Source organism: Providencia sp. PROV003 (genome assembly GCF_045040775.1).
Classification (GTDB): Bacteria; Pseudomonadota; Gammaproteobacteria; order Enterobacterales; family Enterobacteriaceae; genus Providencia; species Providencia huashanensis.
This window is the reverse complement of sequence record NZ_CP096369.1, coordinates 1,056,823-1,073,209: the sequence shown is the minus strand read 5'-3', so window position 1 is coordinate 1,073,209 and position 16,387 is coordinate 1,056,823. Positions and strand designations below refer to the sequence as shown.

The following is a 16,387-nucleotide window of genomic DNA, read 5'->3' as shown; positions in this document are numbered from 1 at the left end:
ACCGATTATGTCGCTAGAGCCACAGCATCAAGATGAGCTAATTAAGCTGAGGATTGCCCAACTTGAACGAGTTGGGTCAATTTTATTCTTTTTGATCCCATTAATTATCTTATTAATCGTTGGTAAAAGTTTCGCATTTAATACACTCTACCTATGGCAAACTTATTGCTTAGTCTACATTGTGATATTTCGCATGATGACGGCGACGCTTTCTTCTAAAGAGGTACAGCTGAGTATCCGACGGGGGTGGGGTTATAACCGCTTTTATCGGTTGAGTTGGAGCTACCTGATATTGTCACTACTTATAATGGCAGGGGCCAGAATTATCTCCGGCCCATCAAACTAACAATCAACTGGCTTTTTTCCCGTAGGATTTAATATAACTTTCAGCCAGTTTCTGCGCTTGTTGTAAGTCTGCGCTCTCTAATTGCTCTTCAATTTTACTTTGCAAACGGCGGCTCTCCGCATTGCCACTATAAACTGCGGTAGATAACCATGCATAAGCTTGCTGTAAGTTTTTCTTAACACCACGCCCTTCTGAATACATCACCCCTAAACGGTCTTGGGATTTGGCATCTTTTTGTTTGGCGGCTTTTCTAAACCAAAAGACAGCTTTTTCATCATCTAAATCAACACCACTGCCAATCGAATACATCTGAGCAATATGGAATTGGGCAATAACATTACCGCCTTGAGCGGCTTTTCTAAACCAAAAAGCGGCCTTTTCTAAATTTTGCGGGACGCCCAAGCCTTGAGCATACATCATTGCCATATTGGTTTCAGCGCGGGTATCACCATTTTCCGCAGCTTGCTCATACCATAACATCGCTTTATCATAGTCACGACGAACACCAAAACCATTCACAAACATGGTGCCAAGCCTAAACTGTGCGTCAGAATTCCCTTGGTTCCCAGCCCGAACAAACCAATCCGCTGCGGCTTTCGAGTCTTGAGAAACCCCGTTACCTTTAAAATAACGTTCTCCAAGTTGGAATTGAGCTTCAGGGTCACCTTTTTGCGCTAATTGTTTAATCTGCTCTATCGTGGGTTCTTGCTCTGTGGTTGCAGCAGTAGGAGCTGCACTCGGTGTTGCAATTAATACTGAGCTATAAAAAACAGAACTCACCAACAATGCTAACGCAATTTTTTTCATCCTAAGAAACCCTCAACAGTGCTATATCCATTAATATCGACCCAAACACCTAGACCCCTAGTGTAAATTTTCTCTTTGTGAGAAAAAATAGGAAAAATGACCTAATTGACTTAAAAAGCACGTTTCGCCGAATTTCAGTCCCAACTGGCTAGCTTTCTAAATTAAGTATAAATAAGTTGGGTAAATACCATACTTACCCAACTTATTACTGAAGGGCTTACCTCAACACTATACGTTACTTAAGTATTTGTTTCTTAAATAACGAGCAACAGCATCATCACTATTTGAACCGATCACTTCCATCGTCGGTAACGCATCCTTCAGTAACTGGTGGGCATTTTGCATAATACAACCCTTTCCAGCCATGGTAAGCATCTCTTTGTCATTCATGCCATCACCAAATGCGATACAATCATTTGTAGCATAGCCATGTAACCCAGCAACTTGCTTCAAGGCCTCACCTTTAGAAACCGCCCCAGCCATAACTTCAAGACAGCTACGCAAAGAAAATGTGACATTCACTTTATCTTTCCAGCGATCCTGAATTCGCTGCTGCAAATCCACTAATAGATCATGATCTTCACTGGTGTAATAAACTTTGCAAACTTCTGAGGTTTTAAAGTTATGTCGATCAAACAGTTGATAATTAAACACCGATTCTTTGAAAAACTCTTTTTGCTCTGGGCTTTCTCGGTTAATAAACCAATCATCACCATGATAATAGTTAGTGACGAGCTCTGGGTTATCAAATTCCATTAGGCAAAGCTCATGGGCGATTTGGGCATCAACATTGTGCTCAAAAATCAAGTCACCCTGTGTGTTATGAATACGAGCACCATTTGAAGTGATCATATAAGCATCGATGCCTAAGCCATCGCGGATTTGTGCAACGTCCACGTGATGGCGCCCAGTAGCAAACACAAAATGAATATCTTGTGTTTCAACTAACTGTTTTAATGTGTCTTTGGTATAAGACGTTAAGTCATGATTGGGAGATAGTAATGTCCCATCTAAATCGGAGGCAACTACTGGATATTTCATATTCAAACCCTAACTAATACTGCTCAAAAAAATCACAGATAGCGTTGAGTGCCATAGCTCTTAACGCATCCACTTCAAATAGGATTTCATGGTGTGCCCCTTCAATGACGAGAGGTAATTTTTCTTCTCTTCCTATTTGCGCTTTTTGCCGACTTTGGCAAAAAGCTTGTAGCTCTTTATTGCTGACCACTTTTTCTTCGCTGGCTTCCAACACCATCAGTGGTACATCAATGTCCCCCGCTTTCGCAATTAGCTCATCGCCCATCGCAAAACTCTCACGCAACCAGTGGTATGTTGGCCCACCTAAACGTAATTCGGGGTAATCCGCATAGTAACGCAAATAACGCCGATAACGCTCTGAGCTGTGTGTTAATACATTGATTAAATAAGGTAAAGGCTGCCACTTACCTGTTGATGCCGCATAATCATTACGCACACTCTCACGCGATTCTGCCCTATCAACAATAAAACTCGCCATCCAACGAGGCATTGGCAGATTGATACCAATCATCGGTGCGCACAGAGTCGCAGCATCAAAGGTGAGGCTATCGCGCAATAAATACCCTGCAAGAATTGCGCTCCCCATAGAATGCGCCAATGCGTAACATTTTGGGTAATGGCGATACTTAACCTCTAATTCGATAAATTTTTCAAAATCATCAATATAGTCAGTGAACTTTTCAACATGCCCTTTTTGAGGGTCTGTCAGCATACGGCCTGAACGCCCTTGACCACGATGATCTATAATAAATACGTCATAGCCTAAATGATAAAAATCATATGCTACTTCAGGATACTTCACATAACTTTCACTTCGACCAGGTGAAATGACGACCGCTTTATGGTGGGTAGGATGAATAAACCGGACATAATGAATAGGGATATCATCAACACCAAGGAAATTAAATTCTTCACGGTGCTGCCAGAAATCTAAAAGGGGGCCATTGGTAAAGGCAGAAAATTGAGTTTCTCGATTCAGCCAGCTTTCTTTTAGGCTTTCAGGCGTCATCCGGTAGTTTCCTTATTTATTCATTCATAACCTTCAAGATGGTCTCGGATAAGCGTCATAAATGCATCCCCAAAACGTTCAAGCTTACGCTCACCAACGCCATTAATTAACAGTAACTCAACCGAAGAGGTTGGTGTATGTTCGGCCATTTCGATAAGTGTCGCATCATTAAATACCACAAATGGTGGGATATTTTCTTCATCTGCTATCGATTTACGTAATTTACGCAATTTCGCAAATAGCTTCTTATCATAATTACCATGATAAATTTTGTTTTGTTGATTACGGCTTTTTGCCACTAAAACACGAGGAACTGCGAGTTGTAATGCACTTTCACCTCGCAATATTGGCCTAGCGGCTTCGGTGAGTTGCAGTGCAGAAAAGTGTGTAATGTTCTGAGTGATCATGCCTAAATGTACCAATTGGCGGATCACACTAACCCAATGCTCATTACTGTGTTCTTTACCGATACCATAAACAGGCAGCTTGTCGTGCCCTAAATCCCGTATCCGTTGATTATTCGCACCACGCAACACCTCAACAATATAGCCGATACCAAAGCGTTGACCAACACGATAAATACAAGAAAGCGCTTTTTGTGCATCAATTAACCCATCATACTGTTTCGGTGGGTCTAAACAAATATCACAATTACCACAAGGCTGCTGTCGATTTTCGCCGAAGTAGTTCAGTAAGACTAAGCGACGACAGGTCTGAGCCTCCGCAAAAGCGGCTATCGCATTCAGTTTATGCCGCTCGATATCCTGCTGCATACCTGCGGGTTTTTCTTCAAGGCAACGACGCAGCCATGCCATATCTGCTGGGTCATAAAATAGAATTGCTTCGGCTTCAACGCCATCACGCCCCGCACGACCCGTTTCCTGATAATATGCTTCAATATTACGAGGAATATCAAAGTGAGCAACAAACCGTACATTGGATTTGTTGATGCCCATTCCAAAAGCCACTGTTGCAACCACAACTTGTAAGTTATCTTTTAAAAAGGCGTCTTGTACCCACTCTCGTTGTGAAGCCTCTAGCCCCGCATGGTAAGCTGCAACACTCAAGCCTCGTTTTTGCAGGCGCTCGGTGGTTTCCTCAACTTTATTACGGCTATTACAATAAACGATCCCCGCCTTCCCTTTTTGGCTTTTAATAAAAAACCAAAGTTGATCCAAAGGCTTATATTTCTCTACTAGGGTATAACGAATATTTGGTCTATCAAAACTGCTCACATGAACCAAAGGATCACGCAGCTCTAATAAGCGAATAATATCTGCTCGAGTTGTTTCATCTGCGGTGGCCGTTAATGCCATAACGGGGATATCAGGCAAAGATTGCCTTAACTGACCTAATGAACGATATTCAGGGCGAAAATCATGCCCCCATTGTGAAATGCAGTGCGCTTCATCAACCGCCAGCAAACTGATATTCCAATTCGATAATTGGCTCAGAAAATAATCAGTCAGTAACCGCTCAGGGGCAACATATAATAATTTAATGTCACCACGGCTACATAATTCCATGATTTGGCGCTGTTCTTGGGAGGTTTGCGATGAATTTAGACAAGCCGCACTGACACCGTGTAACCGCAATTGGTCTACTTGGTCTTTCATCAGTGAAATAAGAGGAGAGACCACCAAGGTAACCCCTTCTTTTACTAAAGCAGGCACTTGGTAACATAAGGACTTGCCGCCCCCTGTTGGCATTAACACTAAGCAATCACGATTATCAAGGATAGCCCCAATAACTGCATCTTGCCCAGAGCGAAATGACTGGTAACCAAATGTACTGTTAAGCACATTTTCAGCCAGCGAAAGTTGGTTAATGACACAAGCAGTTGACACAAACTTCCTCAATCTATAAAACAAGTCGCTGCCCAGTTGAGCAGCGAATTTGTTGATTCATCAAAAGATATTTAGCTCTAACTAACAAAATCAGGTTGAGCTAACCTTAGATTACAACATGTCGTTTAACATAACACCGATACCAAATCGAGTTTGGCGATAGTTGTAGTCTATCATTGACTCGCCATATCCGCTAAACAACTGAGTATAAATTCGCACATGTTTACTAATTGGATAGCTCCAACCTAATTCAGCACCGCCATAACCGGTGTTCCAGTTATAACGACCCGTGGTTGTAAACACACTGTCACCCAGCGCATAACCGACTTTCAGGCGGTAATATCCCATATATTTTGTGATATCTGAGTTATCATCGCTACCTTCGCTTTCATGAATACGGTACCAAGGTTTTAGGTCAACTTGCCAATTGCCATTTTGTGCCATCATCCTTGCATATACCCGATTCCAGCTACGTGAGGTTGGGTCGGAACGACCATTTGATTCATGGTTAAAACCAGTTTCAATTTCACGCAAAGTCCAGCCACCCAGTTGATAATCGGTTAGCCAGCCGACAAAAACCTGCGGCTCATAATTGGTTTCACGAAAAGGAGAAGATTCTTTTTTATTGCTCAGTTGCCACCAAGAACGTTGTGTATACGAGACCGCGAGAATGGAATCATCCCCTGCAATCCCCTCCCATAAAGGAAAGGCTAAACTTAATTGAAATTTAACTTCATCTTTTAATGCATCATCCCCCCAGTTGTAGCTCGAAATCGCATTTTTATTTATCGAGGAAGTATAGGTGTAAATGATGTAATTTGATTCATACGGATACAACACAAAAGGGTTATCATAATTTTGTAATAACCCTGAAATAATGCTCCCTCTGATTGGTGTGTTGCTCGTTATATCCTGATTTGACTGGGAATTAATTTCAGTCGCAGATAGAGAAGCAGACCAAAAACAGAGCACGGCACTCAATAACACTGCTAAAGCACGCATTAGTCATTCCTATTTTCAACATCGTCAAAAAAAAGTTTGTCCTATTTTACACATAAAACCCACAGACTGTTGAAAGATTATTCATACGTTTGTTAGAGACATAATTTATACATAATGTTAACTTATCATTTACATTTTATTCAAAGGATGAACATGATGAATGACCGTATCTATACCTTAGAAGAAGCCAGTGAGCTAATGAGCCATGCATTTATCTACAAAATGCCTTTTAACCAATTACTCGGCATTAAACTGGCCAATATGAATGATGATTTTGTTCAGCTAACAATTGAAAACCGCCAACAACTCATTGGCAACTTCACTCAAAATATTCTACATGGTGGTGTGATTGCCTCTATTTTAGATGTTGCTGGCGGAATGGTGTGTATTAACCGCATATTGCAGCGCATTGACCCGCTATCACATACAGAAATTGTGGATAAAATGTCGCGAATGGGCACAATTGATCTACGCGTGGATTATTTACGTCCTGGACGTGGTGAAGTATTTACCGCGAGTGCCAGTTTATTAAGAGACGGCAATAAAATAGCCGTCACCCGTTGTGAATTACATAATGAAAATAACCAACATATTGCGACCGCGACCGCTACTTATCTCGTTGGTTGAGTTAGTGTTGTAAATAATTAGTCACTTAGTAAACTATTAACTTGTAAAAAAACCTGAGCAATGTCACATTAGTGGCATCAAAAATCGAGCCGCACAAAAAACGGCTCGGTATCTCTGTATAAATTTCTTTTAGTTTTTAATTCAATTTCAGAGCCAACAATGAGCCAGCAAAATACTACCAAAGGCGTATTATGTGCCTTAGGCGCCTATTTTATTTGGGGTGTCGCACCTATTTATTTTAAAAGTATCCAAGAAGTGCCCGCAGAAGAAATCCTGACTCATCGTATTATCTGGTCATTTTTCTTTATGATTTTGTTATTAACCGTTTCACGACATTGGAATTATGTCCGTCAAGTACTCAAGCAACCCAAGAAAATATTACTTCTCGGCGTGACAGCGACAACAATTGCTTGCAACTGGTTAATTTATATTTGGTCTGTTAATAATGGTTATATGTTACAAGCAAGCTTAGGCTACTTTATCAACCCATTAGTTAACGTATTGTTTGGTATGTTATTTTTACAAGAGCGCTTCCGTCCTATGCAATGGTTTGCCGTCGCGCTTGCCTTAACTGGGGTATTAATCCAACTTTGGCAATTCGGTTCAGTCCCCGTTATCGGCTTAAGTCTAGCTGTAACATTTGCAACGTATGGTTTATTACGTAAAAAACTTGGCGTAGATGCTCAAACAGGGATGACATTCGAGACATTATGGCTACTACCTGTTGGCGTTATTTTCTTATTATTTTTTGCAGATAGCCCTACCAGTAACATGGCTGTCAATGATTGGCACTTGAATATTCTATTGATTGCCGCGGGTGTTATTACGACGGTGCCATTATTATTATTCACAGAGGCAGCAAACCATTTACGGTTATCCACCCTTGGGTTTTTCCAATATATGGGGCCAAGTATTATGTTCTTGCTGGCGGTCTTTGTGTATGGCGAAGTCATGACCACTGAATTATTAGTAACTTTTGGCTTTATCTGGATTGCATTAGTTTTGTTTACATTAGATGCTTTATATACTCAACAAAAGCTGAGGAAGAAATAAATTATCGCAATTTATATAAAGCTGCATAGTGGATAAACAGTGCCAATTTCAAACACCGACTTTGTTTTTAATATAAAAAGAAAGTCGGTGTTTCATTATATGGAACAAAAATAATTAATTTAATTAATGCAATGATGATAAAAAAGAATATTAATTTTTTATTATGAATAATACTTAGAGTTAATCAAAACCAGATAGATTAATTCTCACACTCCATAAAGAAATCAAAAATAATCATATAAATCAATTAATTACAACAATCTCATTTGGCTTGATTTTATTCTAAAAATAGCTATCATTTAACCTATCTTAAATTCTCATCAATTAACTGACTCTTCTATAAACAACTTATTGATATAAAAGTAATTCTATATTTTTTTCAATTAATGATTGCTTAATAGGAACTTGGTAATTATATTGTACGCCGCTTGTATTCACCCCAGCGGATGGTGATGGTCCGATTCATCACTGACGTTTCATTAAAGTGCGCACGATGACATTTAATTAAAATGTCCTGGTGCGAGGTTTTCTGAAATTGAATATGACGCGTAAGTATTAAATAAAAACAGTGTAGTACTATAGCCAATGTTATAAAGACCAAGCTATATGGCTGCATTTTAGGTTCACTCTCCCTGAGTATTCAGACAGAGTTAACGTTGTTAAGGGCTTTTGGGAAGGGCTTCAAAATGCAACAGAATACCGTTCAAATGAAACGCGTACTAACCACTCCTGCGTTAGTTTTTTTCGGGCTGGCCTATATGGTACCACTCGGAATTTTCACCACCTATGGGCAAGTTACTGTATTAAGTGAAGGGCATTTGCCTGTCGCTTATTTGATTACATTAGCCGCTGTCTTTTTTACTGCCATGAGCTATTGCAAAATGACTAGCGCACTTCCACTTTCTGGATCTGCCTACTCATATGTACAAAAAACTTTCGGCGGCACACTTGGCTTTTTAGTTGGTTGGGCACAATTGCTCGACTACCTATTCCTACCAATTATCAACTACATCGCGATTGGGATCTTCGTTCATGAAGCTTTCCCTGATATTCCAATGTATGTGATTATTTGTAGCACCATCACAATTGTTAGCATTATGAATATATTGGGGATCAAATTAGTTTCCTCAATGAATATGCTAATCATTTTAATGCAATTTGTGTTTATCGCTGTATTTTTATACCTAAGCTTTAAAACATCATTTGTATTAGATGCAGATGCCTTATTGGCGCCAATTACGGTTATGGCAGATCAAGCCTCTGGGCTGTTTGCAGGTGCCGCAGTGCTGTGCCTAGCCTTCCTTGGCTTTGATGCAATTTCAACCATGGCAGAAGAAACCAAAGATGCACGCAGCGCATTACCTAAAGCAATCCTATACACTGTGTTTATCGCTGGAACGCTATTTGTCGTTATCTCCTACGGCGCACACCTCGTTTATCCAATGTGGCAGGACTTTATTCCTAATACCGATGTTGCTAGCCTTGCTGTGATGAAACAAGTCGGTGGCGCAATGATGGCATCGAGCTTTATCACCGCCTATGTTATTGGTGTATTTGCCTCAGCGATGACCTCACAGGCCAGTATTGTGCGGATTTTCTATGCGATGGGCCGTGAGGGCGTACTGCCGCGTTCTTTATTTGCTTATTTACATCCAAAACTCAATACGCCTGTTTATTCCATTATTTTTGTGGCTATCGCTTCCCTGCTTTCGTTAGTTTTATCCCTAAGCATGGTTGCATCGATGATAAGCTTTGGTGCTTTGATTGCCTTCACTTTCGTGAATTTATCCGTAATCAAACATTTCTATATTGACCGAAAAGCGTCATTAGATAATACAAAAATTGTCACATGCCTGATAATGCCGTCCATTGGTGTTATCTTAACCTTATGGTTATGGACAAGCCTTGATAGCGAAGCCTTTAAAGTCGGTTTATGGTGGTTAGCTGCTGGTGCTGTTTATCTCACCCTGCTCACCCATGGCTTCACTCGTCGTCCTCCTGCAATTTCTGATGACGAAACTGAGATGATTATTAACTAATCATTTCATACTTTATAAATAATTACGGGGGAGCATTTGCCTTCCCCGTTGTTTTTTTAGCTTTGTTGCTTCTAAAGCACTACTGATACAGACGGTTTACTATGAATAATCCATTTGCTGATGTTATTTATTTTAACGGTTATATCTACACCGCAGATAACCAGAATCGCGTAGTTGATGCGATTGCGCTCCGTGACGGCTATATTCTCGCAACAGGCACCTCAGATGAACTTCATCAATATGTTGGTCCTGAAACAGAAAGTATCGATTTAGAAGGCAAAATGATGATGCCTGGCATTATTGATGGCCATATGCACCCATTTTGGGGTGGCATTCAATTGTTCGGCTGCCATTTGAACTATGAATCTTTGACTATCGATCAAATTTTAGAGCGCGTTCAAGACCATTTAGATAAAGACCCTCGTACCGGTGAAAATGATTGGCTAAAAGTAACCGCTTGGCTACGCCAAGGAATGCTCCCTGCAGGGGTTGATATGTACCGTGAAGACATGGATAAACTGAACACTCAGCGCCCTGTCGTCCTGTTTTCCAATGATTGCCATACATTGCTCGCCAATAGCCGTGCACTCGAACTCTTTGGCATTACCAAAGAAACCCCTGAGCCCCCTGATGGTAAAATTGGTAAATATGAAAATGGCGAGTTAAACGGTATTTTAGAAGATGCCCCTGCCATGCGTGCAGCCGACAGCATTCCTTCTATTCGCGATGACCAAGCTATTGAAGTTGCTGAATTAGTTCAAAAAGTATTGAATCAACAAGGCGTGACTATGGTCATGGATGCTCGGGTTTCTGAACAACAACTCGAAGCATTTTCACAATTACAACAACGCGGTGATTTAACGCTCCGTTTCCAAGCGGCTCGTGAAATTACCCCAGATGAAACTCCTGATGTGGCATCCGTTGCTAGCGCGGTGGATAAAGCCGTTGCATTTGCCAAAAAATGGCACCAAGCAGATTGGACACCGGCTCCAGGAATAGGATTGAATAATATTAAGATGTTTGTTGATGGCGTGATGCAGTTTCCAACCATGACCGCGTCATTATTACAACCATATCGTATTAATCAAGGTACTGATGATGCCCCTAATTGGGTCGAAACTAATAACTATGGCGACCTCTACTTCACTGCCGAAATCCTTGATGAACTGATGGAAAAAATAGCAGCGGCAGGTTATGACCCACACTTACACACTGTCGGCGAAGGTGCTGTGTCAATTGTATTAGATGCGATTGAAAAAATGCGAGCGGCACACCCCGAAAAAGATATTCGCCCAGGCTTAGCCCATAACGAACTAGTACATGCAGATGATTATGCACGCTTTGCCCGCTTGAAAACCATCGCTTGCCTATCTTTCCAATGGGCAGCACCAACACCTGAGCTCGCTGCTTTTGAAAAGAAAATGCTAGGTGATGAACGTTTTGAACAATTAGAACCTATCGCTAAATTTGTCGATGCAGGTGCTGTTGTTGCTTTTGGTAGTGACTGGCCAATTGATGATTTTGACGAATGGTATGACTTAAAAGTGGCAGCTACACGACGTGGGCGTGATATTAATGGTCAAAAAGCGCCAAGACTGGATAATGACCGCAACCTTACTGTTATCGAAGTTTTGCGCTCAGCAACTATTGATTCTGCTTATGCGCAACACCGAGAAGATGTACTTGGTTCACTCGAAGCAGGCAAATTTGCCGATATGATAGTGCTAGATCGCAATGTATTTGAAATCCCAGCCGATGATATTGAAAATGTAAAAGTATTGCGCACAATTATCGGTGGAAAAACCGTTCATATCGCTTAATTATACTTTTATATTATTTAAATGAATAAATACCCCAATACTAATAGTAGCGTTGGGGTATTTTAATTAGGTGCTTAAAACCACAAACCTAACTGTCTAGGTTTGGATCGAGCCTCGTTGGTTAATAATAACTAACGGGGCTTTTTCATTTCTGATCCAAAAAATAAGTTTGAACCAGAAAGGCTCAAGCACAGAATCACAGCGTAACAAACTTTTATATTCCTCACACCTGTTATTACGATAATAAAAAGTATATTTTAAAATTAATAATCATATAATATAACAATAAACAATCTCGTTATAAATTATCGAAAAATATTAACGAGAATATATTATTATAAGAAAATGACTAAAAATATTTCTTTGTAAAAATAGCGCTTGCAAAAGAAAAAAGTTATAGCTAGTATTCACAACGTTTTATATTCATCAACTAACTGCAAGGAGGTTTACAATGTCAAAAATTAATCAAACTCTTTGCGGGCACTGTCAAAAATAGCCATTCTTTAAAAAAAGATCCTATTCATATTGGCCCGCTAAATAACCTTATTTTTAATATTTAAATGAGTAAATAGCTTATGGGCAATACCCTTCATTTCGTTAGCGAACACGTTAGTTATATCGCAACGAAAAATACATGGATTGAAAGCAAAGCGATCCAACAATTACAAACAACGGCAAACTTACCAGATATGATATCTGTTGTTGGTATGCCTGATCTTCATCCAGGCCGAGGATATCCAATTGGTGCGGCATTTTTCTCTACTAAACGCTTCTATCCTGCATTAGTTGGTAATGATATCGGCTGCGGTATGAGCCTGTTTAAAACAGATATTAAACAATCAAAAGTTAACCTCGATAAATTAGAAAAACAGCTATCTCAGATGTCAGATCATGCCTCATTAGCATGGCTCGAAGAACATGTGCCAGACACAATGAGAACATGTGAATTTATGGCATCATTAGGCTCTATTGGTGGTGGGAATCATTTTGCAGAGTTCCAAACCATTGACCAAGTATTGCACCCTGAATTATTTGCTACGAGTGGGTTAAATAAGCAACAGCTACTGCTATTAGTTCATAGCGGCTCGCGTGGTTTAGGCCAATCAATTCTTCGACAACACGTTGAAAAATATAACCACAATGGGCTTCTATCAGGCACTCGTGATGCTGATAATTACCTTAAAGCTCATCAAGGTGCTTTACATTTTGCACAGGTAAATCGCCGTCTTATAGGGCTACGCATGCTGCAACAGGTTAAATCAACTGGTGAACTAAGCCTAGATGTTAACCATAATTTAGTCGAGGCATGTCAAATTAATGGCATAACTGGGTGGTTACATCGTAAAGGAGCAACCCCTTCAGACCGAGGGCTGGTAATTATTCCTGGTTCGCGTGGCGATTACAGTTATTTAGTCGCACCACAGGGAAATGACGCTTGCCTGAATTCCCTCGCTCACGGCGCTGGGCGCAAATGGATGCGAGGGGAGTGTAAAGGCCGCCTATCTCATCGCTACACACCTGTTCAATTATCTCGAACAGAACTAGGTAGTCGTGTCATTTGCGCCAATAAACAACTGATTTATGAAGAAGCCCCACAATCGTATAAATCAATTGATACTGTGATTGAAAGCATGGTGAATATTGGAGTAATCCAAGTGGTGGCTAGGCTTAAACCTATCATTACCTACAAAACCAGTGGGGAGTGTTAATCATGTTATTACAATTTTCCTCTGCACAAGGCCCTGAAGAATGCTGTATTGCGGTTGAAAAAGCACTAGCCTGTTTTCTACAAGAAGCGAATAAACACCAAGTTACAGTCAATTTGTTAGAGTCTGTCCCATCGAAACAAGGGTTAAAATCTGCATTAGTTTGCCTGGAAGGTGAAAATACAGAAACATTAGCCAATACTTGGTGTGGCACTGTTCAATGGCAATGTCAAAGCCCCATCAGGCCTCGCCATAAACGGAAAAATTGGTTTCTCAATGTCACGCGTTTTTCAGCGATCAAACCTATTGAAGAAAGTGAGATTGAGTTTGAATTTACTAAAGCCCAAGGCGCGGGTGGGCAGCATGTAAATAAAACGTCTTCTGCAGTTAGAGCAAAACACATTGCCACAGGTATTGCGGTTAAAGTCCAGTCTGAGCGTAGCCAACACGCAAATAAGAGACTCGCAAGGCAATTAATCCAGTGGAAACTCAGTGAGTATTACTCACAACAACTGAGCTCATTAGACAAACAGCGACATCATTCCCATTACCAAATAGAAAGGGGAAATGCTACGATCACTTTTGTTGGAATAGAGTTTAAGCGAACTAACTAACTAACTAATTGGGGCCCACTCTGAAAGGTGGACCCCCAACGTGACCTATTACATACGATATTGATGTGGAATAAAGATCTGGCAGCCGTGAATAGTAAAATCTGCTGACAGGTTGTTATCTAAAGAGTGACTTTCTACTGGCTTTAGTGCCGCCATGTGGTTCGATAATAAAGTTTCTTGTGTACCCTCTCTAAACCCTTCGATAACTGGTGCTAAATTCTGTGGCTCAAGTGCTTTACGATAGGCTTTAGCCTGCTCTTCTATAGTTTGCGGTGGGCTTTGGGGAAGAAACGCGCTACTTTGATTCGCTTTAATCAACGATGAAATCTGTACTTGCTCTTGGGGATTGTAGTCTTTCTTGATGAAATCAACATATTTAATGACTTCACTATTTATTTCTTTAAATAGATATTTCATTTCTATATTATTATTGAAGCTTGATAGAAAAGCATGTTGAATAAGCGGCGGTTTTGAGGCGTAAATTTTAGGTAGAGTGTATGTTATATCCGATATTTTACCTATCCCCTCCTGAAACTTATCAAGCGTACTTATTAGCTTTTTATCTACTGCAACATCATTATATTCACTTAATTCATGAATTAAATTTTTTACGTTATCAAGCGTTCCATAATTAGATTTCATAATAAAACTCCTTTTTAAAGTTAAGCTACTATTAACGTAGTAAAATAAAATATCGTTATTAACGTTAAAATACAAATTTATAGTTTGTATGTTTTAAAAGTTTATTGTTGAAATCTTGATAAGATAGCTTACTATCTAACAGTATCTAGAATATGAAAAAACTAATTAAGATACTGTTTCAGTTAAAAACCAACCGGCTATACTTTCACGTATCAATTTAGTTGGTAAAACCTCATGGGGAAACTCTTCTGACATAAAAAAGACCATACGCCCCGCAATCGGCTCTAATGTAAACAGTTGATTACCTGTTTGGTCGTAAACCACCAATTCACCACCATCACTAGGTTGCCATGATTCATTCATATATAAAACCGTCGTGACCTTACGCCGCCCAACACCCCTAGGGTTATCGACATGTCTCTTATAAAAACCACCCTGTGAATATCGGCAAAAATGCGTTTCAAAACCGCGTAAACCTAGGTAAAGTTGACGGTTGATTTCCTGTCTTATTTGTTCCATTTTCTCCATATAATCACAGATAGGAGCCCCCATTTCAGGTTCTAACCAAACTGTTTGGTCACCTCGAATTGCTTTATTCCCCTGTAACAAATTACGGTGACCAATACGTGCATCTTGCAGTGTTTCTGGAATGCAATCCTTGATAGCTTTTATATTAGGCGGGATCAAGAAACCGTCCCACACATACCAGCCCTGTGTAGAGAGTGAATCAATAAGTTTATTAATTGACATGATAAATACTAGAAAGGTTATTCGGTAAAACTTTATACGCTAAAAAAACAAAAAGATAAAATTAAAAGCTTAAATCTTATTGATTAAACTATCGAATCAATCTTTCTAACTAAAAACCCTTTATTTTTCATTATGTAAGTATTTTTAATCATTTGATTGAATAAGGTACCTATATAAATAAGTACCTTACACTAATAAATTATTTCGATTGATTTATTTTACAGATTAAAAATCAAACAATATTATCAGTGTGTTATTCCACACCATGCCGTCTTTCCAAAACAACTGTGTTTAGCAACAAAAACGAGAGGTTTATGTTGAGTTTCAACCAGTGCCTCTACAGATGAAGTCATTTCCTGAGACGGCTCTAGCGCCGCTGTCATTTCAATAAGTGCATCTGGTTTCGCTGTTCCAATAAGTGCATCTGGTTTCAGCAACGCCTCTAACCAATCACCCTTAATACCCGGATATTTCGTGCTAACTTCGCTCAGTTCAATCTGAAGAGAACTAAGTTCCTTCTCCACTAATTCACTATTCCTATTAACTACTGCAATAAAATCAAAAATCCGACTTTTTAACCCACCCACATTAACGAAGTTGACTGCCTTATATGTACTTGTTGGTTTGATAAATGTCTTTATATTTTTTTCTTTCCTGTTAAAAAACTCGCCTAGTGATTTAAGCTTGTCTCTCTGCTCTTTGTCTCTGACCTTTATTTTCTGTTTAACCTCATCCATAATTTTGTTCATTTTGACTCTATTAGGATGCTCAGACTGCTCTAATTGTATTTTTACTAATTCCATATTATTTGACATTTCATCTATACTGTTTTTATATCTCTTTAATAAGCCATTTATATCTTTAATTTTATTTTTTATATTTATCAATCTTTCATTTAGTGCAGAAATACGTTTACTATCCATATAATTAAGCTCCATTTATTACCATTACGTTAGCCATGAACTACAATTTAATATTAAAAGATAAAAATAAAAAAACAAATTAATAGATCATATAAAAAATCAAAACAAATAAACTAAATAGTTTTAGAGATACATAATATAATTATTATATTATATATAAC

15 protein-coding genes are annotated in these 16,387 nt (G+C 39.4%); 7 read left to right on the top strand and 8 right to left on the bottom strand.

What is annotated here, in order from left to right:
* The first annotated feature begins 7 nt into the window (after positions 1-7).
* Positions 8-346, top strand: a complete 339-nt coding sequence (locus tag M1F14_RS04850) for a hypothetical protein (RefSeq protein WP_181468830.1) — start codon at positions 8-10, stop codon at positions 344-346.
* A gap of 3 nt (positions 347-349) precedes the next feature.
* On the opposite strand, the gene M1F14_RS04845 is transcribed toward M1F14_RS04850, so the two are convergent.
* The 5 genes from M1F14_RS04845 to pldA all read right to left on the bottom strand — a co-directional run bounded on the left by M1F14_RS04845 (position 350) and on the right by pldA (position 6,052).
* Positions 350-1,153, bottom strand: coding sequence for a tetratricopeptide repeat protein (locus M1F14_RS04845; protein WP_042845828.1), 804 nt, complete (start codon positions 1,151-1,153; stop codon positions 350-352).
* Between the two features lie 228 nt (positions 1,154-1,381).
* On the bottom strand, positions 1,382-2,194 hold the full coding sequence (yigL, locus tag M1F14_RS04840) for a sugar/pyridoxal phosphate phosphatase YigL (protein ID WP_042845830.1): 813 nt from the start codon (positions 2,192-2,194) through the stop codon (positions 1,382-1,384).
* A 13-nt stretch (positions 2,195-2,207) separates the two neighbouring features.
* Positions 2,208-3,203 (bottom strand): lysophospholipase L2, encoded by a 996-nt coding sequence (gene pldB / locus M1F14_RS04835; RefSeq protein ID WP_042845831.1) that lies wholly within the window; start codon positions 3,201-3,203, stop codon positions 2,208-2,210.
* 20 nt (positions 3,204-3,223) lie between these two features.
* A complete protein-coding gene (gene recQ, locus M1F14_RS04830; protein WP_048605799.1) occupies positions 3,224-5,050 on the bottom strand; it encodes an ATP-dependent DNA helicase RecQ in 1,827 nt (608 codons plus the stop codon).
* Positions 5,051-5,161: 111 nt separating this feature from the next.
* Entirely contained in the window at positions 5,162-6,052 is an 891-nt protein-coding gene (pldA, locus tag M1F14_RS04825; protein WP_042845834.1) for a phospholipase A, read from the bottom strand.
* 156 nt (positions 6,053-6,208) lie between these two features.
* Between pldA and M1F14_RS04820 the strand changes: the two genes are divergently transcribed.
* The 6 genes from M1F14_RS04820 to prfH all read left to right on the top strand — a co-directional run bounded on the left by M1F14_RS04820 (position 6,209) and on the right by prfH (position 13,911).
* Positions 6,209-6,679, top strand: coding sequence for a thioesterase family protein (locus M1F14_RS04820; RefSeq protein ID WP_042845835.1), 471 nt, complete (start codon positions 6,209-6,211; stop codon positions 6,677-6,679).
* A 159-nt stretch (positions 6,680-6,838) separates the two neighbouring features.
* On the top strand, positions 6,839-7,732 hold the full coding sequence (gene rarD / locus M1F14_RS04815; protein ID WP_042845837.1) for an EamA family transporter RarD: 894 nt from the start codon (positions 6,839-6,841) through the stop codon (positions 7,730-7,732).
* Positions 7,733-8,418: 686 nt separating this feature from the next.
* A complete protein-coding gene (locus M1F14_RS04810) occupies positions 8,419-9,771 on the top strand; it encodes an APC family permease (RefSeq protein WP_042845838.1) in 1,353 nt (450 codons plus the stop codon).
* A 101-nt stretch (positions 9,772-9,872) separates the two neighbouring features.
* Entirely contained in the window at positions 9,873-11,591 is a 1,719-nt protein-coding gene (locus M1F14_RS04805; protein WP_042845840.1) for an amidohydrolase, read from the top strand.
* 575 nt (positions 11,592-12,166) lie between these two features.
* Positions 12,167-13,300 carry an RNA ligase RtcB family protein gene (locus M1F14_RS04800; RefSeq protein WP_042845842.1) on the top strand — a complete coding sequence of 378 codons (1,134 nt, stop codon included), beginning with the start codon at positions 12,167-12,169 and terminating at the stop codon, positions 13,298-13,300.
* Positions 13,300-13,911, top strand: a complete 612-nt coding sequence (prfH, locus tag M1F14_RS04795) for a peptide chain release factor H (RefSeq protein WP_173424813.1) — start codon at positions 13,300-13,302, stop codon at positions 13,909-13,911. The genes M1F14_RS04800 and prfH overlap by 1 nt, the downstream gene beginning before the upstream one ends.
* 48 nt (positions 13,912-13,959) lie before the next feature.
* Here the strand turns inward: prfH and M1F14_RS04790 are convergent, their stop codons facing one another.
* The 3 genes from M1F14_RS04790 to M1F14_RS04780 all read right to left on the bottom strand — a co-directional run bounded on the left by M1F14_RS04790 (position 13,960) and on the right by M1F14_RS04780 (position 16,226).
* Positions 13,960-14,553 (bottom strand): hypothetical protein, encoded by a 594-nt coding sequence (locus M1F14_RS04790; protein ID WP_042845845.1) that lies wholly within the window; start codon positions 14,551-14,553, stop codon positions 13,960-13,962.
* A 165-nt stretch (positions 14,554-14,718) separates the two neighbouring features.
* Positions 14,719-15,303 carry a 2OG-Fe(II) oxygenase gene (locus tag M1F14_RS04785; protein WP_042845847.1) on the bottom strand — a complete coding sequence of 195 codons (585 nt, stop codon included), beginning with the start codon at positions 15,301-15,303 and terminating at the stop codon, positions 14,719-14,721.
* 245 nt (positions 15,304-15,548) lie between these two features.
* Positions 15,549-16,226: a hypothetical protein gene (locus M1F14_RS04780; protein WP_048605794.1), complete on the bottom strand. Its 678-nt coding sequence runs from the start codon at positions 16,224-16,226 to the stop codon at positions 15,549-15,551.
* Between the last annotated feature and the right edge of the window lie 161 nt (positions 16,227-16,387).